Origin of the sequence: Ruania albidiflava DSM 18029 (genome assembly GCF_000421225.1) — a bacterium.
Taxonomy (GTDB): Bacteria; Actinomycetota; Actinomycetes; order Actinomycetales; family Beutenbergiaceae; genus Ruania; species Ruania albidiflava.
In genome coordinates this window covers 21,662-39,954 of sequence record NZ_ATWL01000008.1, presented here as the reverse complement: position 1 = coordinate 39,954, position 18,293 = coordinate 21,662, and the positions used below count along the sequence as shown (strand labels likewise).

The 18,293-nt window shown below is 71.5% G+C and carries 15 protein-coding genes; 5 read left to right on the top strand and 10 right to left on the bottom strand.

Annotated features, from left to right (window positions below; genetic code table 11):
• Window positions 1-27 precede the first annotated feature (27 nt).
• Together K338_RS0110775 and K338_RS24485 are read left to right on the top strand one after the other, a co-directional pair.
• On the top strand, window positions 28-1,218 hold the full coding sequence (locus tag K338_RS0110775; RefSeq protein ID WP_022918183.1) for a metallophosphoesterase family protein: 1,191 nt from the start codon (window positions 28-30) through the stop codon (window positions 1,216-1,218).
• Complete coding sequence (locus tag K338_RS24485) at window positions 1,215-3,935, top strand: AAA family ATPase (protein ID WP_022918182.1); 2,721 nt, start codon at window positions 1,215-1,217, stop codon at window positions 3,933-3,935. Before K338_RS0110775 ends, K338_RS24485 begins: the two co-directional genes overlap by 4 nt.
• 2 nt (window positions 3,936-3,937) lie before the next feature.
• Here the strand turns inward: K338_RS24485 and K338_RS0110765 are convergent, their stop codons facing one another.
• The 3 genes from K338_RS0110765 to K338_RS0110755 are packed head-to-tail and all read right to left on the bottom strand — an operon-like array spanning window position 3,938 to window position 6,526.
• Entirely contained in the window at window positions 3,938-4,384 is a 447-nt protein-coding gene (locus K338_RS0110765) for a DUF6912 family protein (RefSeq protein ID WP_022918181.1), read from the bottom strand.
• Window positions 4,385-4,388: 4 nt separating this feature from the next.
• The gene (locus K338_RS21980) at window positions 4,389-5,891 is read right to left on the bottom strand and encodes a CpaE/TadZ family protein (protein WP_022918180.1); all 1,503 of its coding nucleotides are present in this window, start codon (window positions 5,889-5,891) and stop codon (window positions 4,389-4,391) included.
• Entirely contained in the window at window positions 5,891-6,526 is a 636-nt protein-coding gene (locus K338_RS0110755) for a hypothetical protein (RefSeq protein WP_022918179.1), read from the bottom strand. Before K338_RS0110755 ends, K338_RS21980 begins: the two co-directional genes overlap by 1 nt.
• Before the next feature lie 126 nt (window positions 6,527-6,652).
• Here K338_RS0110755 and K338_RS0110750 point away from each other — a divergent pair, with 126 nt between their 5' ends.
• The gene (locus K338_RS0110750) at window positions 6,653-6,880 is read left to right on the top strand and encodes a helix-turn-helix domain-containing protein (protein WP_022918178.1); all 228 of its coding nucleotides are present in this window, start codon (window positions 6,653-6,655) and stop codon (window positions 6,878-6,880) included.
• Window positions 6,881-6,887: 7 nt separating this feature from the next.
• Here the strand turns inward: K338_RS0110750 and K338_RS0110745 are convergent, their stop codons facing one another.
• Window positions 6,888-7,394 (bottom strand): hypothetical protein, encoded by a 507-nt coding sequence (locus K338_RS0110745; RefSeq protein WP_022918177.1) that lies wholly within the window; start codon window positions 7,392-7,394, stop codon window positions 6,888-6,890.
• A gap of 144 nt (window positions 7,395-7,538) precedes the next feature.
• Between K338_RS0110745 and K338_RS0110740 the strand changes: the two genes are divergently transcribed.
• Together K338_RS0110740 and K338_RS0110735 are read left to right on the top strand one after the other, a co-directional pair.
• On the top strand, window positions 7,539-8,468 hold the full coding sequence (locus K338_RS0110740; protein ID WP_022918176.1) for a LysM peptidoglycan-binding domain-containing protein: 930 nt from the start codon (window positions 7,539-7,541) through the stop codon (window positions 8,466-8,468).
• A gap of 36 nt (window positions 8,469-8,504) precedes the next feature.
• Complete coding sequence (locus K338_RS0110735; RefSeq protein ID WP_022918175.1) at window positions 8,505-9,041, top strand: Rv3235 family protein; 537 nt, start codon at window positions 8,505-8,507, stop codon at window positions 9,039-9,041.
• Between the two features lie 4 nt (window positions 9,042-9,045).
• Here K338_RS0110735 and secA read toward each other — a convergent pair whose 3' ends face one another.
• From secA to mtrA, 6 genes are all read right to left on the bottom strand, one after another.
• Window positions 9,046-11,985 (bottom strand): preprotein translocase subunit SecA, encoded by a 2,940-nt coding sequence (gene secA, locus K338_RS0110730; protein WP_027286713.1) that lies wholly within the window; start codon window positions 11,983-11,985, stop codon window positions 9,046-9,048.
• A 154-nt stretch (window positions 11,986-12,139) separates the two neighbouring features.
• Complete coding sequence (gene hpf, locus K338_RS21975) at window positions 12,140-12,823, bottom strand: ribosome hibernation-promoting factor, HPF/YfiA family (RefSeq protein WP_022918173.1); 684 nt, start codon at window positions 12,821-12,823, stop codon at window positions 12,140-12,142.
• A gap of 236 nt (window positions 12,824-13,059) precedes the next feature.
• The gene (locus K338_RS21970; protein ID WP_022918172.1) at window positions 13,060-13,842 is read right to left on the bottom strand and encodes a ComF family protein; all 783 of its coding nucleotides are present in this window, start codon (window positions 13,840-13,842) and stop codon (window positions 13,060-13,062) included.
• A 329-nt stretch (window positions 13,843-14,171) separates the two neighbouring features.
• A complete protein-coding gene (locus tag K338_RS21965; RefSeq protein WP_022918170.1) occupies window positions 14,172-15,848 on the bottom strand; it encodes an LpqB family beta-propeller domain-containing protein in 1,677 nt (558 codons plus the stop codon).
• Window positions 15,845-17,557, bottom strand: a complete 1,713-nt coding sequence (gene mtrB / locus K338_RS21960; protein ID WP_084480981.1) for an MtrAB system histidine kinase MtrB — start codon at window positions 17,555-17,557, stop codon at window positions 15,845-15,847. The genes K338_RS21965 and mtrB overlap by 4 nt, the downstream gene beginning before the upstream one ends.
• Window positions 17,554-18,237, bottom strand: a complete 684-nt coding sequence (mtrA, locus tag K338_RS0110700; RefSeq protein ID WP_022918168.1) for an MtrAB system response regulator MtrA — start codon at window positions 18,235-18,237, stop codon at window positions 17,554-17,556. Before mtrA ends, mtrB begins: the two co-directional genes overlap by 4 nt.
• Window positions 18,238-18,293: the final 56 nt, after the last annotated feature.

The following is an 18,293-nucleotide window of genomic DNA, read 5'->3' as shown; positions in this document are numbered from 1 at the left end:
GTCGGTGGTGGCGGTTAGCCTCGGGTCATGCGCTTCTTGCACACCGCCGACTGGCAGCTGGGGATGACCCGGCACTTCCTCGATGCCGACGCCCAGGCGCGGTTCACGGCGGCGCGCACGGACGTGATCGCCCGGATCGGGGAGCTCGCGGCGAGCGAGGACTGCGCGTTCGTGCTGGTGTGCGGGGACGTGTTCGAGTCCAACGCTCTCCCCCGCCGGGTGGTGGCCCGCGCGTGCGAGGCGCTGCGGCAGGTACCGGTGCCGGTCTACCTGCTGCCCGGCAACCACGACCCGCTGGACGCGGCGAGCATCTACGACTCGCCCGCTTTCCTCGACGCGGCCCCGGAGCACGTGCACGTGCTCCGGGGCACGGAGCCGGTCGCCGTCGGCGATGACATCTGGATCCTGCCCGCCCCCTGGACCTCCAAGCACCCCACCTGTGATGCTCTCGCCCCGGCGGTCACGCACCTTCTCCCCCGGGCCGACGACGGCGCAGCCTCCGGGCCAGGTGAGGTCACCGGGGCGCCGGCTCGCCCAGGCGAGCCGGGTGCGCTGCGCATCGTGGCCGGTCACGGCGCCGTGGACACGCTCAGCCCCGATGCGCACGACCCCTCGCTGATCAGCACACCAGGGCTGCGTGAGCTGCTCGAGGCAGGGACCATCTCCTACGTGGCCCTGGGTGACCGGCACTCCACCACCGAGGTCGCTCCCGGGATCGCCTACTCCGGTGCACCGGAGGTCACCGACTTCATCGAGACCGACCCGGGCAACGTGCTGGTGGTCGACCTGGCCGACGGCCGGGCCAGCACCACGGCCCACCACGTGGGCACCTGGTCGTTCCGCGACCTGCGCTTCGAGGTCGACGACGGCGAGGACGTAGCGGCGATGGATCATGCCCTGGCCGAGATGCCGGAGAAGTCCCGCACCGTGCTCCGCCTGGCGCTGCGCGGCACCCTGACCCTGACCGAGCATGCTCAGGTGGAGGAGGTGCTCGAGCGACACCGGGAGACGTTCGCCTCCGTGCGGGTGTGGCAGCGGCACACCGATGTGGCCGTGCACGTCTCCCCGGGCGACCTGACCCAGCTCGACGTCGGCGGGTTCGTCGCCGAGGCGGTCGAGGAGCTGACCGAAGCTGCTGCCGGCGAGGGCGCCGACCGGGACGTCGCCCGAGACTCTCTCGCCCTGCTCTACCGGCTCGCCGGCGGAGGGAAGCGATGAAGATCCACCGACTGCGTCTGGTCGACTTCCGCGGTATCGCCGAACGGGAGATCACCCTGCCTGACTCCGGGGTGGTGGTGCTGCAGGGGGAGAACGAGGTGGGCAAGACCTCGATGATCGAGGCGATCGACCTGCTGCTGGACAAGCCAGACTCCTCCAAGGCGCGCGAGGTGCGCCAGGTCAAACCGGTGCACCGGGACGTCGGGCCGCTCGTGGAGGCCGAGCTGACCTGTGGCCCCTACCGGTTCACCTACACCAAGCGGTGGTTGCGGGAGACCCGCACCGAGCTGCGGCTGAGCGCACCACGTCCGGCGAGCCTCACCGGTGCTGAGGCGCACGCCGAGGTGCAGCGCATCCTCACCGAGACGCTGGACACCTCCCTGTACCAGGCGCTGCGGGTGCTGCAGGCCGATGAGCTCACCTCGGCCGCGCTAGCAGACAGCTCCGCGCTGGCAGCGGCTCTGGACCGTGCCGCCGGCACCGCCGGGCACGACGAGGAGGGCGATGCCCTCCTGGACGCGGTGGACGCTGAGTATGCCACCTACTTCACGCCCACCGGGCGGGAGACCGGCGAGTACTCCGCCGCCCGCAAGGAGGCAGCTGCGGCGGCAGAGGCCTGCGGTGCAGCAGAGGCCCGGCTGCGTCAGCTGCAGCAGGACGTGGACAGCCACGCGCACCTGACCACCGAGCTGGCGGCCATCGCTGACCGGCTGGAGCAGGCGCACGAGGACCGCGACGCCCACGAGCAGGCCTGGCAGCGGCTCAGCGCACAGCGCCAGCAGGTGGCAGAGGCCCGGGAAGAGGTGCGCACCTGCGGCCGGGAGCACGCCTGGCTGAGCGAAGCCGCTGAACGACGCGCCACCGCCGGCCGCGCACTGGAGACGAAGCTCGACGCCTGGGAGGAACTGACTCGCCGGCTCACCGAGGCACGCGACGAGCTGCACCAGGCACGCGTCGAGCAGGACGAAGCCGCCAGCGAGGTCACCGCCGCCCAGCAGGAGGAGCAACGCCAGCAGCAGAAGGTCGAAGCAGCCACCCGCGCTGCCGAACGCCTCCAGGACCTCGCCGAGCTGGACCGGGTACGCAGCACGCTGGCCGCGATCGAACGCGCACAGGCCACGATCGAGGAGTGCGAGAGCACGCTCGCCGGCTCCCGCATCGATGCCGACCTGCTCGCCGCCATCGACACCGCCGACACCGAGCTCGCGGTCAGCCGGGCTCAGCACGAGGCCGCTGCAGCACGGCTGCAGGTCACTGCGCTGGGGGACCTCGACCTCACCGTCGACGGCGCCGAACGGCACCTGGCCGCCGAGGAGGAGCTCTCCTCCGCGGTCACCGAGGCCGTGCAGCTGGAGCTGCCCGGGACGCTGCGGGTGTCGGTCACCCCGGCACGCTCCAGCGCCGACACCGAGTCCGCCCTGTCTGCAGCACAGCAGCGGCTCGACGACCTGCTGCGCGAGGCCGGGGTGAGCGACCGGCGCGCCGCACACCGGCTTGCCGAGTCCGAGCAGCGCACCCGCAGCGAGCTGGACCGCGCCCGGGAGCGCCTCGAGGAGGAGCTGGACGGCCAGACGGTGAGCCAGCTGCAGGCCGACCAGGCCCGCCTGGCCGCCCGGGTCGCACCTGCCGAGCAAGCCGCGAGCACTGCCAGCACCGACCAGGAGGAGGGCGCCGCCGGCAGCGACGCTGAGTCCACCCCGGCGGCCCCGCAGGAGGTCCCGGCACCGGTCGACCCCGCCTCGGCCCAGCAGGCGAAGGAGGACGCCGCGCGCGCCCATGCCCAGGCGCGCGACCGCACTGTCGATGCGGTGGCCGTCCGCGACTCGCTCGCCGAGCGGGCCAGCCGGCTCGAGCTGGACTGCACCCTGCTGGAGGGCAAGGCCAGCATGGCTGAGACCGACATCAACGACCAGCGCGCCGCGCTGGCAGCCGAACGTGCCAGGACGCCGGACGCCGACCTGGACCAGGCTGCCGCCGAGGCTGCCGCATCCCTGGCCGAGGCCAAGGCCGCACTCACTGCGGTACAGGACGAGCTCGCCGCCGCCCCGGCGGAGCAGATCGAGGCCGCCCGGCAGAACGCGACCCTGCTGGTCGAGCGCCTGAGCACCGAGCACGAACAGGTCGAGGACAGCCTGCGCCGGCTGAGCGTCTCCCTGGAGATGCGTGGCCAGGAGGGGCTGCAGGAGGACTACGACCAGGCGCTGAGCACCCGCGAGGCGGCCGACTCCCACCTGCAGCACCTGGAGCGGCGGGCCCGTGCCTGTGCCCTGCTGCACGAGACCCTGCACCGCGCACGGGACGCCGCTCGGGCCCGGTACGTGCGCCCGTTCCGCGACCAGGTGCTCGCCCTCGGCCGGATCGTCTACGGCACCGGGTTCGACGTCGACGTCGACGACGACCTGGCGATCACCTCCCGCACCCTCGACGGGGTCACCGTGCCGTTCGAGCAGCTGTCCGCCGGTGCCCGGGAACAGCTGGCGATCATCACCCGCCTCGCCTGTGCAGCGGTGGTCGACCCGGAGCAGGGCGTACCGGTGATCATCGATGACGCCCTCGGCTACTCCGACCCGGACCGTCTGGCTGCGATGAACACGATGATCGGTTCGCTGGCCGCCGACGCGCAGGTCATCCTGCTCACCTGCACCCCGGACCGATACCGCAGCATCGGGTCCGCCTCCGTGATCCGCCTGGAGCGGTCCCTGCCGGCCACCGGCTGACCTCAGCCCTCGGCGGCCAGCACCTCCCGCTCGGTGACGTCGTACCAGAGCAGGTCCAGGTCCTCCACCTGTGCCTGGGCGCTCCGCTCGCCCCGGCGAGCGGCCGAGACCAGGCCGCGGACGCCGTCGTCGGCCTCGTCCACGTGGAAGCTGACCACCTGGGACCAGGCCACCGCCGGCGCGCTCACCCGACCCACCTCCTGCCCGGCAGGCACCTGCGCATCCGGGAGGTCCGCTGCAGCGACCACCCGCCGGGTCGGATCGTCCGGACCGAGCCGCTGCAACGAATCCTCGGCGGCAAGCACCAGCGCGGCATACTCAGCGGTGTCCACATCGGCGTCCGGTCCGAGGGCGGCACGCAGCGAAGGTGTCACCGCACGTGCCTCCCGTGGCCCCAGACCCGCGGGTTCGGTGAGCTCGGTCAACGTGGCCGGCAGGTAGACGCGCATGCGCCTAGTGTGCCGTAGCCCGACGCCACGACCGGGGCCACAGCCGGGCAAGTCGGCGATCCGCTACCGGGGTGGGCCGTCCAGCGGCACGGCGCAGCTCACCAGCCAGCTCGGTGACGGCCACGCGTGCGGCCGAGCGTCCGCCCGCCTCGCGCCAGGTGGTGCCGGCCAGCAGCGCACGGTCGGACAGGGCCCGGTCGTCGGGCACCAGTGCCGGGTCGGGCACGTCGGCGAAGCGCGCGAGCGCCTCGCGCACGGAGTCCGCAGCGCGAGGGCCCGCCGCACTGGTCCGGAGCCGGTTGACCAGCACCCGACGCCTGCCGGTGGTGGGCACGTCGTCCAGGTCCAGCAGCGTCTGCACCAGGCGCTCGATACCGATCGGCTCGGCCGCACCGACCACCAGGATCTCCTCAGCGGCACCGAGCAGGCTGCGGGCCACGTCGTTGCGGCCGGGGCCGAGCGAGTAGCCGGCCTCCTCCTCGGGTACGAGCACCGGGAGCTCCACCACCACCCAGGTGGCGACCCGGCGCGCCGTGTCCAGCAGGGCGAGCATGCTCACCGCGCTCACCTCCCGCCACCGGGTGGCCCGCGCCAGGCCGGGCAGCACCCGCAACCGGTCGGCGACCTTCGGAGCGAGCCGGGCGAACGTGGCCTCGTCGAGCCGGCCGTGGTCGGCGGCGCGCACTGCGGCGGACAGGCCGGCGGTCTCCGCCAGCAGGCCGAGCGTCTGGGCGATCGCGCCGCCCCACAGGTCGGCGTCGATGAGCACCACCTCGTCCCCGTGCTGAGCGAGCTCGTGGGCGAGGTTGATGGCGATCGTGGTGCGCCCCGGGGAACCGCCCGGTCCGGTCACGGCCACCACGCGCGGTGCGGCATCCGGTCGGTCCTCAGGTGCTGCGCTGGCTACCGGGTGGTTGGCGCCGGAACGCTGTCGGCGCCGCTCGCGGCGGGTCGCGGGCAGCTCGGGGCCCGGTGTCGGGCCTGCCGCTGCACCCTGGTCAGACGACGTGCTCGGGGTGTGGTGCGCAGCACGTGGTTCCTCGGCTGCTGGCGGCACGTCGTCGCCGGAGCGGTCATCCGTCTCGCCGGCACCGCGCGACGGAGCTGCTCCGAGCACCTGGTTGAGCCGCTCCACGTCCGCCAGCTGCTCGGTGCCGCTCGCGGCTGCCTCGGCGAGCGAGCGGATCGCGGGCAACGGGTCCACCCCGTGGGCCAGTGCGAGCGCGCCGAGCCCGTCGTGACGTACCACGTCCCCTTCCTGGCAGCAGACGACCGGCCGCACCCCGTGCGCACGCAGGCGCTCCAGGAACGTGCGGTCCACGCCCAGGTCGGCGTCCACGACCGCTACCGTCCCGAGCCCGGCCACCGCAGCAGCGGTCAGCTCGGCGAGGTCGGCACACCGCCGCACCACTGTCAGACCCGGTTCGGTGGCGATCCTGCGCACCAGGTCCTCCTCAGGTGCACCGCGCAGAGCAAGCAGCACGGCGACCTCCGACTGCGGCGGCATCAGGAGGGCACCGGCACGATCGTGATCTGCCCGTCACCGGTCTGCGCGGCGAGCACATCAGCCAGGTCGTCGACCGGGACCAGCACCTGAGCGATCATCTGGTCGGCACCGGCGAAGATCGAGGTGTCCTCGTGCACCTGCGCCACCTCCACCGACTGCACCAGTGGTTCCGGTGCGGACAGTGCTGCGCCGGCACCACCCTGCCCGTCCGGCAACGCCACCCACAGGTCCACCAGCGCCCCGGGTGCGATGCTGTCCGCGAGCGCCGCGTCCACCGGCACCGTGACCGTGCGCACCTGCACGCTGCCGGCGGACCCGAGGGCCGCCAGTGGCACCAGCTCCCCCACCCCGACGGTGCGCAGCACGACCAGGTCAGTGGTCGTCCCAGCTTCCGGGGTCAGGTAGGTCTGGGCCACTTCGGGCACCTGCACCTGCGTAGCGACCAGGTCCTCGACGTCCACCCGGTCCCCGGGCGAGAGCGCGGTGGCGGTCGTGTAGACCGTCACCGTGTCATCGGCGCGGGACACCGTCCAGGAGCCCAGCACCACCGATCCGGCCACCAGCAGCACACCCACACCGAGCCGTGGGTCCCGCCAGCTGGGCCGACGGATTCGAGGCGTCGTAGCCTCACTCATGGTCCCCTCCACGATCGCGTGCGTTCATGGTGCCAAACCACACGCGGCCACGGGCACGATTCGGGAGTTTTCCACAGGTACGTCGGCAGTGGCCCTCCGCCCAGCGGTGATGGGAGACTAGGCGGTATGGAACAGCGCTTCCTCTCCCTCGCGGATGTGACCGAGATTCTCTCGATCACCATGTCGCAGGCACGCGCGCTGGTGCGCAACGGAGAGCTGCGCGCGATCCAGGTCGGTGGCAAGGGCACCTGGCGGGTGGAGAACACCGAGCTGGAGGCCTACATCCAGAGGCAGTACGCCAAGACCGACGCACGCATCCAGGGTGCGGAAGCAGCCTTGGAGTCCACGGACTGACCAGCGCTCAGGTGCAGTCCACGCTGAGCAGCGCCCGCCACGGCACGGTGAGGACGTCTGGTTCGGCGGCAAGGTCCAGGTAGTCGGCGCCCACGCGCACGATCCTGCCGCGATGGTCACCGGCGGCGGTGCGCACCAGCACTGCGCTCTGTTCCTCCGCCAGCGCCCGCAGTGCGTGGCCGAGCCCGATCCTGCCTTCTACAGGACCGGGTTCCGGAGCGCTACCACGCAGCGGCCAGGCCAGCACGACGGCGGACAGTGGCACCAGCACGCGCCGGTCACCTTCGGTGAGCAGCACCCAGGCGCGAGTCGCGTCCCGCACCGTGCCGGTCCGGCTGCTGCCGTCGGTCAACCGGACGGTCAGGGGCTTGCCGCGACGGGCCCGGCACCGGTCCGCGAACGTCGTACCGGCCACCTCGGCCGCCACCAGGTCACCGAGGCGCGCCTCCTCCTCGTCCCGCTCAGCGGCCGCCAGCTCTGCGGCGAGCTCGGCGAACACCTCGTCCCACGCCATCTCCTCACCCTAGGCGTCCGTCCGGCGTAGCGGGGGCTTGCGGCCGGCCGTCCACAGCTCTGGTCCGAGCGGTAGACGCCCACCGCCGGCACAGGGTACACATAGATCCATTGAATGTGACGAACCGACACGAACCGATATGAAATGAACAGCATCCACCCATCCGGCGACCGGGTCGCCGAACCCCACCTGCGGTGCGCAGACGGTGCCCGGCCGCCTGCGGGCCGGGCGGTGCGCGGTGCGGTGCTGGGACTGACCGCCCTGGCCGGTACGAGTGCGCTGTGCACGCTGCTGGTGCGTGCCAGCAGCCGAGCCCTGGTGCCGTTCTCCCGCTGGGACAGTGCCGCGACCTCCCCCGACCAGGTGGAGGAGGTGCTCGTAGCTGCTCTGGCCGCGATCGGCGCCGGGGTGGCCGCCTGGTACGCGCTCAGCGCACTGCTCGGTGTGCTCTGCGCCCTCGCGCAGCTGTGCGGGGCAACCTGGCGGGCGGGGGAAGCGCTGCTGCGCACCCACGGCGCGCCGGGTGCGAGCCGGTGGCTCGGCGCCGGTGCCGGTGCGGTCCTTGCTGCCGGGCTGTCCCTCACCCCGGCACAGGCAGACCCGACCGAGCCCGCACCCGAGCCGACCATCGCGGAGGACCTGACCTGGGCGGCGGCCAGCCGAGGGCCGGCCTCCGCGGCGGACCGCGCCGACAGTGACGACGGTTCCGCGGCCAGCGAGGGCACGAGTGCAGAAGGTCGCCAGAGTGGCGCCCGTACCGACAGCGGCGAGGGCGCGGACCCCACCGCCGACGGCGGCGATCCGGCCGCTACCACCTCCGCCCCCGATCTCGAGGATGCGCCCCGGAGCACGCCGACCGCCTCACCAGAGGAGCCCGAGGCTGCCCGCAGCGCCGACTACGTCGTCCAACCCGGTGACAGCCTCTGGACGATCGCCGCGGCGCACCTCGCCCCGGAGGCCGACGACGCCCAGGTCGCGGCCGCCTGGCCCCGCTGGTACGCCGCGAACTCCGCCGCCATCGGCCCCGACCCCGACCTGATCCTTCCTGGCACCCCACTGTCCAGACCCGACTGACCCACCGGCCTCCACCCCAGCAAAGGAGCTCCTGCCATGTCCGTCCTGACCACCGACCCGATGGCACCAGCAACACCTCTCCGTACCCGCCAGCCGGCGCCGAGCGCACTGCACCCACCACCGATCACGGCACCGGCGGCCTGGGATCCGGTGGCCTTCTCTGCCGCTGCGACCGCCAGCGAGGAGCAGCCAAGGACGAGCCCACGCCCCCGGCTGGTGTGGTCCAACGGCCGTGCCCGATCGTTACCGGACCCGCAGACCTGGGCCGGCACAGTGGCCCGAGCCTGCGTGGAGACACTGCGCGGCACCCGCCCTGTCACGCAGCTGCACCGGTGGCTGGACCCGGAGGTGTTCACTGCGCTCAGCCACCGCGCCAGTCTCGCCGCCCGGGTGCGAACCCGTCCGCCACGGGGTGGTGCGGTCCGGGTCCGGCGGGTGCGGCCGTGCCGGATCGCACCGGGCGTCTGGGAGGCTGCTGTCGTGCTCGTCGAGGGGCGCAGAGTACGGGCAGCCGCCGTGCGGATCGAGGAGCACCGCGGGCACTGGCGCACCACGGCCGTGCAGATCGCCTGAGGGCTCAGCGGCGCTTCTTCGCCTGCCTCGCGGCACGACGACGGGCCTCTCGGTTGGCACCGCCCTGCGGGGCGGTCGCAGTACCGGTCGCCGGCTGCGCCGATCCAGCAGCTGCGGCACCGCGGCTCGCGGCCCCGGAGTCGCCGTCCACGCTCGGTGCGGAGTAGCGCAGTGCCGTGGCCCGCTCCGGCTGACCGAGCCCCAGCGGGTCGTCGACCGCCGGTGCCTGCTGCGGGATGGACTTCTTCCCAGCCCGACGACCGCCGGCCGCCTTGCCGCCCTGCTTGCCCGAGGCGGACCGCTTCGGACCAGTGCCCTTCGCAGCCCCAGCACGCTGCGTGGCGTCGCCCTTCGCCGCCCCGCCGGCCGGTGCACCTGCACCGGTGTCCGGGCCGGTGGCACCCGCACCGGCCTCGATGGTCTGCGCCGCCTCCGCGGCCTGCTCCTCGGGCTTCTTCACCTCGAGGTTGAACAGGTAGCCGACCACCTCGTCCTTGATCGCCTCGTTCATCGCCTGGAACAGCTGGTACCCCTCGCGCTGGTACTCCACCAGCGGGTCGCGCTGGGCCATCGCACGCAGCCCGATGCCTTCCTTGAGGTAGTCCATCTCGTAGAGGTGCTCCCGCCACTTGCGGTCCAGCACCGACAGCACCACCCGGCGCTCCAGCTGGCGCATGATCTCCGAGCCGAGCTCCTCCTCACGCTTGGTGTAGGCGACCTTGGCATCGGCCACGAGCTCGTCGGTGAGCTGTTCGACGGTCAGCCGGTTACGGTGGCCGACCTCCTCGATCACCTCCTCCTCGGAGATGGACACCGGGTACACGGTGCGCAGGTCGGTCCACAGCTGCTCCAGGTCCCACTCCTCGGGGTGCGGGTCGGAGGTAGCCGCCGCCACCAAACCCGTGACCACGTCGACGACGAACCCAGCGACCGTGTCCTCGAGGTCCTCCCCCTCGAGCAGCTCGTGCCGGGTCGCATAGACCACATCACGCTGCCGGGAGAGCACGTCGTCGTACTTGAGCACGTTCTTGCGGATCTCGAAGTTGCGCCGTTCCACCTGGCCCTGGGCGCTCTCGATGCCGCGGGAGATCATCTTGAACTCCAGCGGCTGGTCGTCCGGGAAGGAGCTGTTCATGAACCGCTCCGCCAGACCGGTGTTGAACAGCCGCATCAGGTCGTCCTCGAGAGAGAGGTAGAACCTCGACTCCCCCGGGTCTCCCTGCCGGCCGGAGCGTCCGCGCAGCTGGTTGTCGATGCGCCGGGACTCGTGCCGTTCGGTGCCCAGCACGTACAGTCCGCCCAGCTCGGTGACCTCGTCGTGCTCGGCGGCGACCGACTCCTGGGCGGCGGCGAGCGCCTCCGGCCACGCTTCCTCGTACTCCTCCGGATTCTCGGTGGGACTGAGCCCCTTCTTCTCCAGCGCGGCGATCGCCAGGTGCTCAGCGTTCCCACCGAGCATGATGTCGGTACCGCGACCGGCCATGTTGGTGGCCACGGTCACGGCGCCCTTGCGACCCGCCATCGCCACGATCGCGGCTTCCCGCTCGTGGTGCTTGGCGTTCAGCACCTCGTGCGGCACGCGTCGTTTCTTCAGCATCTTGGAGAGCTTCTCGGACTTCTCCACGCTGGTGGTACCTACGAGCACCGGCTGCCCCTTGGCGTGGCGTTCGACGATGTCCTCGACGACCGCCTCGAACTTGCCGTCCTCGTTCTTGTACACGATGTCGATCTTGTCCTGGCGGGCCAACGGCCGGTTCGGTGGGATCGGCACCACACCGACCTCGTAGGTGCTCTGGAACTCGGCGGCCTCGGTCATCGCCGTACCGGTCATACCAGCGAGCTTGTCGTACCGGCGGAAGTAGTTCTGCAGGGTGATGGTGGCCAGAGTCTGGTTCTCCGCCTTGATGTTCACCCCTTCTTTGGCCTCCAGCGCCTGGTGCATACCTTCGTTGTAGCGGCGACCGGGCAGGATGCGTCCGGTGTGCTGGTCGACGATCAGCAGCTCCCCGTCCAGGACGACGTAGTCCTTGTCCCGGGCGAACAGCTCCTTGGCCTTGACCGCGTTGTTCAGGAACCCGATCAGCGGGGTGTTCAGCGACTCGTACAGGTTCTCGATGCCGAGGTAGTCCTCGACCTTCTCGATCCCTGGCTCGAGGATGCCGACCGTCTTCTTCTTCTCGTCGATCTCGTAGTCGGTCTCGTTGTGCAGCCGGCGGGCGATCCGGGCGAACTCCACGTACCACTTGTTCACGTCCCCGGAAGCCGGGCCGGAGATGATCAGCGGGGTGCGTGCCTCGTCGATGAGGATCGAGTCGACCTCGTCGACGATCGCCATGTTGTGCCCGCGCTGGACCTGCTCGCTGGTGGACCAGGCCATGTTGTCGCGCAGGAAGTCGAAGCCGAACTCGTTGTTGGTGCCGTAGGTGATGTCCGCGGCGTACATCTCCCGCCGCTCGTCCGGCTTCTGCCCGGAGATGATCACCCCGGTGGTCAGCCCGAGGAACCGGTAGACGCGCCCCATCAGCTCGCTCTGGTACTGCGCCAGGTAGTCGTTGACCGTGACCACGTGCACACCTTTGCCGTCCAGCGCGTTCAGGTAGGCCGGCAGGGTGGCGACCAGGGTCTTGCCCTCACCGGTCTTCATCTCGGCGATGTTCCCCAGGTGCAGGGCGGCGCCGCCCATGACCTGCACGTCATAGGGACGCTGGCCCAACGTGCGCTGCGCGGCCTCGCGGACCACGGCGAACGCCTCGGGCATCAGTGCGTCCAGCGACTCCCCGTCGGCGATGCGCTCCCTGAACCGGTCGGTCTCCTCGCGCAGCTCCTCGTCGGACAGGTCGGAGACAGAATCCTCCAGGGCGTTCACCTGCGCCGCGATGCCCTGGAGCCGCTTGAGGATCTTCCCCTCGCCCAAGCGCAGGATCTTGTCGAGGATCGAAGGCACACGGACTCCCAGGTGGTTGGAACTGTTCAGCGTCGGTGCGGACGCCGGGGCCAAGGGTCCATGGTATGCGAGCGCCCGCCCAGAGCGCACAACCCGGCCCCCGCAACCTGGTGGGCAGGCTACGAGGGCCGGTCGTCAGCAGTCCTTCCGGCGGTCAGGCGCTGGCGGGGCGTACCTCCTGCTCTGGTGCGTCCTCTGCGCTGCTGGTTGCGGTGTAGTTCAGCCGGATCACGCCATAGGTCCAGCCGCGGCGGTTGTACACCACGCACGGCTGCCGAGTCTCGGCGTCGATGAACAGGTAGAACGGGTGGCCCACCAGCTCCATCTCTGCCAATGCCTGGTCCACAGTCATCGGTTCGGTCTCGTGCACCTTCTGGCGGATCACCACCGGCGAGTCACCCAGCTGGGCCTCCACTGCCACGCCCGGCTCCGTGGGCGGCTGCGGCGTCTCCGGCGCCTCGTCTTCTGGCTGAGGTTGCTCTGGGACGAGATCCAGCTGCTCAGGCATCGGCAGACGGGCGCCGCGGCGCTGATGGTGCGACTTGCGCCGATCCCTGGCCCTGCGCAGCCTCTCGAACAACTTGGTGGCAGCCAGGTCGAGGGCGGCGTACCGATCGGACGCACTCGCCTCTGCACGCACCACCGGGCCCTTGGCCCGAACCGTGAGCTCGACCCGCTCGGAGCGGTCCGCGAGCCTCGGGTTGTTCTCGTGTGTCACCTCGACGTCGACGCGCTGCGCATAGGGCGACAGCTGTGGCACCTTCGCCAGCTTTTCCTCGACGTGACGCCGGAACCGTTCCGGAGTCTCAGTGTGACGGCTGACCAGGACGATCTCCATGACGAACCTCCACGGGTCTCATAGCGGTCCGGAACCAGATCCGGACCATAGACGAGGCGGCTGCCGGCACTGCGGCAGTCGCTGCAACGACTAGCTCGCACCACCTCCCCTGCAGCCACATGAGCGGGCCATCGCTGACGACCGGCTCATCGGAAGCTCCATGACACGACGCTAGTCCACCTGCTGGCGTTGTGACACCTCAACGCGGGCCGTGTCTGGGCCGACACCTGTACATCTCAGCATGTGGGTGGCGGACCGTCTCGGAGCACGGGAATCGCGGCCCTCCCGGGCGGCGGGGTGGCCGCGAGCGCGAACGCGCCGACCACCGGGGCGCCCGCCGCCACCAACGCCCTACGGGAGGCGTGGATCGTGGCCCCAGTGGTGACGACGTCGTCGACGATCAGCACTGGCACCCCGGCTGGGAGCGCGCTGACCACCCGCACCGCCCCGTGACCGCGGGTGCGTGCCGCAGCACCGAGCCGGTGGGTGCTGCCGCCGCGGCGGCGGAGCACGTCGGCGGCCCAGACCTCGGCACCGGCGCCGCGGGCCAGGCCGCGGGCGAGGGCCGCCGCGAGGTCAGCAGCCACCAGGCGCCGGCTCACCCTCCGGCGCCACCCAGAGGGAGCGGGCACCACCAGCAGGTCTGCGGGGGCGCTGGCGCTCCGCTGGGGCAGGCTGAGCCGGGCGCCCAGGTCCTGACCCGCTCGCGTGGCCACAGCGGTCAGCACCGGGCCCAGATCCGGTCGCGCACCGCTCTTCCACGCCAGCACCGCGTGCCGAGCCGCACCCGCATAGCTGGCCGTGGTCCAGGTCGCCAGCCCGAGCGCCGGTGCGTAGTCCTGTGCCGCGAGCACCACAGTGTCCTCCTCGCAGCGGTACGGCGCGCCGAAGGCAGCGAGGCAGGTGCGACACAGGGAGCGTTCTCCTCGCCCGCAGCCGGCGCAGGTCAGCGGCAGCACGAGGCCGAGCAGGTCGGAGCCCAGTGCGACGGCGGAGCGCACCAGGCTCGCGCCACTCACCGTGGCCCCTTCTCACCGCGCACCGCACCCACCGCGGTCGCGTCGGCGGAGGTGATGAGGCCATCGCCTCTCACCGGCAGGCCGTCCAGAGGTGCTTCCATGTCACAGACACCAACAGATCCGCCAGCCGCACGCAGGCGTCGACCGGGGGGCTGTGGATCGAGAGGCGCTGCGCACTCGTTCCACCCGCTGCCGAGGCACACCAGGTACTCTGCGCCACCCATCCCGCAGCCCCCTCCGGCTACGCAGGCACTCCTGTGACATGGAGGCACAGTTCTCTTGCCTCAGTGCACCAGGAGTGCCTCCGTCGCGAGTGCGGGCGCCCGGGTCTACCCGGGGAACGTCGGGTAGCGCACATCGGTGGCCACCGGCGCCCACCCGTTGCCCGAGCGCCCGTAGAGCGTCCCGTCAGTGGTGGCCAGGTACAGGTCACGCACCCCGCGGGCGGAGGCCACCCGGACGGTCTCCGGCACACTCGGCAACGGGGTGGTCCTTCCGCCGACCTCGACCACGTGCACAGTCTCCGCCGTCTGGCTCACCCCGAGGACGGCGAGCTGGGTCTCGTCCACCCACACCAGGTCGGTGGCGTCGGTCAGCTCCCGGCCCACCTGCAGCGGCGGCCCCAGGCCGGTGGGCGTGCCGTCGGCGTCCATGGTGATCGCATGCACCAGCACCTGCACCGACCCGTCAGCATCCACGATCACCGCCAGGCGTGCACCGTCCCGGCTGACCCGCAGTGCCCGCACGTGCATGTCCGCGAGCGCCGGGGTCTCGATCGGCTCCACGTTGCCCTCCGGGCGGGCGATGAGCAGCTCACCAGCGTTGTCCTTCTCCCCGGTCCAGACCCACCCGTACCAGGTATAGGACGGTGCGAGCAGGTTCTTGCCCTCCACCAGCACGGTGGCATCGGCCGAGCCGGTGGCCACGGTGACCAGCCGGGTGCGTCCGGACAGCAGCACCGTCTGCTCGTCCTCGTACCCCACCGCCGGGTCGGCTGGGTCGAGCGTGCTGAGGTCTGCGGCATCTGGCTCTTCCTCGACCGCGGAGCCGTTGTAGGTGGCCAGCACGTCCTCGTCGGTGAGCAGCGTCATCGTCCGCCCCACGCCCGGGTTGACCCGCAGCGCCGGTGGGTTGGCGCTGACCTCCAGGGGCACGTCACCCACGGTGACCTCGACCCCCTGCACCTGGGGCAACGCCGTCAACGTGCGTTCGATCTGCCGCACCAGCAGAGCGCGGTCGGTGGCGCTGGCGGTCTGCACCGCGGCGGTCAGCGGGACCGTGGCCACCCCGCCGCTGACCGTGACCGAGTCGATGGACAGCTCGGTACCGTCCGGGATCGCAGAGATCACCGACGGTGCGAGCCAGTCCGCTGCCCCTGCCATCAGACCGCGCACGGCGTAGGTGGCGCTGTTCCTGGTGGGGTACCAGCGCAGGTCGGGCACCATGGCGGTGCCGTCGGAGCTGAGGAAGTACAGCGGGGTCTTGCGGTACAGGGTGGCGAAGTTGACCTCGGACATGAGCACCCCGTCCGGAAGCTCGCTGATGCGCCACTCCCCGGCTGGGTCGGTGACCAGCTCGTAGGTCATCGTGGCGGTCGTGCCGGGTGATGCTTGGGTGTAGACCCCGTCGGTGTCCACAGTGGCGACGACGGTCGCACCGATGGTCACCGTGCCCTCGACCGAGTCGTCGTAGGTCAGCGGGGCGGAGCCGTCGTAGATCACCACCTGCGTGGCCGGGTCCCAGTCCGAGCGTGTCGGTTGGGTGAGGTACTTGCGGGCCGTGTTGAAGTCGTCGGCGATCCCGGCCACAGCGGCGGTCTGGAAGCCGTGGACGATCTGGGCGGGCTCGGCGCCCGGGCGCGGGTCGTCGGCCACCACGTAGCCCACGCCCTCGTCCTGGCCGGCCTCCACCCCGGGCTGCACCTGCCCATCGGTGGGCAGGGAGGCGCAGCCGGCGAGCAGCACGAGGGCGGTCAGCCCGGTGAGCAGCCTGCGGGCGCGGGTCATGTGGACTCCTCCTGCTCCCACTGTGGCACCGCTGCCGGCCCGGCCGGGTCGGACGGGTCCACGGGGTGGTCCAGGTCGGCCTCGGCACGCTCGGGCCACAGCGCCAGCGGCGGCTCACCGATCTCCAGCCCGGCGCGGCGGGGCAGGGTGAGCCGGAACGCCGCACCTTCTCCGGGGGTGCCCCAGGCGTCCAGGCCGCCGCCGTGCAGCCGGGCGTCCTCCAGGGCGATCGCGAGCCCCAGGCCGGTGCCGCCGAGGGTGCGGGCCCGGGCCGGGTCGGCGCGCCAGAACCGGTCGAAGACGTGCTCGGCCTGCACCGGGGTCATACCGATGCCATGGTCGCGTACGAGCACGGAGACGGCGGTGTGGTGCGCGGCGAGGGTCACGTCGATGTCGTTGCCCTCACCGTGCTCTACGGCGTTGACCAGCAGGTTGCGCAGCACGCGTTCTACCCGGCGTGCGTCGGCGTCGACGGTCACCGGGTCGGCCGGAGCGTGCACCAGGATGTGGCTGCCGCGTTCGGCGGCCAGCGGTCCGGTGAGCGCCACCACCCGGTCCAGCACCAGGTGCAGGTCGAGGACCTCGACGTCCAGCACGGCGGCACCGGCGTCGAACCGGGAGATCTCCAGCAGGTCCACCAGCAGGTTCTCGAACCGGTCCAGCTGGTTCTGCAGCAGCTCGGCCGAGCGCGCCTGCGAGGGCGGGAAGGACTCACGTGCCTGGTAGAGCACCTCGGCAGCCATCCGGACCGTGCTCAGTGGCGTGCGCAGCTCGTGGGAGACGTCGGAGACGAACCGTTGCTGCATCCGGGAGAGCTCGGCCAGGCGCTCGATCTGGTCCTGCAGGCTGGCGGCCATCTCGTTGAACGAGCTGCCCAGGCTGGCCAGCTCGTCGTGCCCGCGCACCTGCATGCGTTCGGTCAGGTGCCCATCAGCGAGGCGTTCGGCGGTGCGGGCCGCCTGCTGCACCGGGTCCAGGACTTGGCGGGTGAGGTACCAGGCCATCACCAGCAGCAGCACCACCAGGCTGCCGGCGCCGACCGCCAGCACCCGCTGCAGCAGGTCGAGCTGGGCCTGCTCGGAGGCCAGGGAGTAGACGATGTACAGCTCGTTCTCCCCGGCGACCGGCATGGTCACCGGGGCGCCCACGGCGATCCCCGGCACCACCGCGCCGTTGGAGGTGGGCAGCGCTACGGACTGCCACTGCTGGAACTGCTCGGCACGCACCTGCTCGCGCAGCTCGTCATGGATCACCGCGCGCAGCGAGTTGTCCGTGGCCGGTGCCTGGATCAGCACCGAGGAGGAGGGGTCCGGAGACGGCAGCAGCAGCACACCGGCCGCATCCAGCGAGGACTGCTGCAGGGTGCTGACCACGTCGTCACCGAGCTGTTGCACGTCCTGGACGTTGGAGACGGTGGCAGAGTCGAACTGCTGCTGGGCCTGCTCGGCGCGGCTGGCGGCGTCGGCGAGCACCTGGTCGCGGGCCTGGTCGAACAGGCCGTCGCGCACCTGGTCGGCGAGCACCGCGGCGAGCAGCACCAGCGCCAGCGACCCGACGGCCACCGTGGTGGCGGCCACGCGTAGCCGCAGCGAGTGCCGCCAGGTCCGCAGCGCCACCCTGGTGCGCCGGCGCAGCCACCTGCTCGCGCGGATCGTGGTGCGGACGGCGCGTTCCCGCCAGGGGCGGTGGCGCCCGGCGGGTGCGTTCACGAGGCGGGCGTGCCTGCCCGATACCCGACGCCGCGGACGGTGACGACCACCTCGGGGTTCTCCGGGTCCTTCTCCACCTTGGCGCGCAGCCGTTGCACGTGCACGTTCACCAGGCGGGTGTCCGCCTGGTGCCGGTAGCCCCAGACCTGCTCCAGCAGCACCTCACGGGTGAACACCTGCCACGGCTTGCGCGCCAGCGCGACGATCAGGTCGAACTCCAGCGGGGTGAGGTTGATGGTCTCGCCACCGCGGGTGACGCGGTGCCCGGGAACGTCGATCACCAGGTCCCCGATCGGCAGCCGCTCGCTGCCCTGCGTCTGCCGGTTACGCAGCCGGGCCTTGACCCGGGCGACCAGCTCGGTGGGCTTGGCGGGCTTGGCCATGTAGTCATCGGCGCCGGCCTCCAGACCCTGCACCACGTCGGCGGTGTCGCCCTTGGCGGTGAGCATCACGATGGGCACCCCGGACTCGGCGCGGATCCGGCGGCAGATCTCGATCCCGTCCATCCCGGGGAGCATCAGGTCCAGCAGGATCAAGTCCGGCTGCTCGGCGCGGTAGGCCTCCACAGCCTTGGCCCCGTCGGAGCAGAACGCCGTCTCGTACCCCTCCGACTGCAGCACGATGCCGATCATCTCCGACAGCGCGGCATCGTCGTCCACCACCAGAACGCGTGCACTCATGACCCTATGGTGTCATCTCCTCCCCCGAATCGGGGGCAGGTGCCGCACCACTGCAG

Bases quoted from the DNA above. Each gene is read 5' to 3' on its own strand.
- K338_RS0110775 (WP_022918183.1), top strand. From the start codon at position 28: ATGCGCTTCTTGCACACCGCCGACTGGCAGCTGGGGATGACCCGGCAC.
- K338_RS24485 (WP_022918182.1), top strand. From the start codon at position 1,215: ATGAAGATCCACCGACTGCGTCTGGTCGACTTCCGCGGTATCGCCGAA.
- K338_RS0110765 (WP_022918181.1), bottom strand. From the start codon at position 4,384: ATGCGCGTCTACCTGCCGGCCACGTTGACCGAGCTCACCGAACCCGCG.
- K338_RS21980 (WP_022918180.1), bottom strand. From the start codon at position 5,891: ATGCCGCCGCAGTCGGAGGTCGCCGTGCTGCTTGCTCTGCGCGGTGCA.
- K338_RS0110755 (WP_022918179.1), bottom strand. From the start codon at position 6,526: ATGAGTGAGGCTACGACGCCTCGAATCCGTCGGCCCAGCTGGCGGGAC.
- K338_RS0110750 (WP_022918178.1), top strand. From the start codon at position 6,653: ATGGAACAGCGCTTCCTCTCCCTCGCGGATGTGACCGAGATTCTCTCG.
- K338_RS0110745 (WP_022918177.1), bottom strand. From the start codon at position 7,394: ATGGCGTGGGACGAGGTGTTCGCCGAGCTCGCCGCAGAGCTGGCGGCC.
- K338_RS0110740 (WP_022918176.1), top strand. From the start codon at position 7,539: ATGAACAGCATCCACCCATCCGGCGACCGGGTCGCCGAACCCCACCTG.
- K338_RS0110735 (WP_022918175.1), top strand. From the start codon at position 8,505: ATGTCCGTCCTGACCACCGACCCGATGGCACCAGCAACACCTCTCCGT.
- hpf (WP_022918173.1), bottom strand. From the start codon at position 12,823: ATGGAGATCGTCCTGGTCAGCCGTCACACTGAGACTCCGGAACGGTTC.
- K338_RS21965 (WP_022918170.1), bottom strand. From the start codon at position 15,848: ATGACCCGCGCCCGCAGGCTGCTCACCGGGCTGACCGCCCTCGTGCTG.
- mtrA (WP_022918168.1), bottom strand. From the start codon at position 18,237: ATGAGTGCACGCGTTCTGGTGGTGGACGACGATGCCGCGCTGTCGGAG.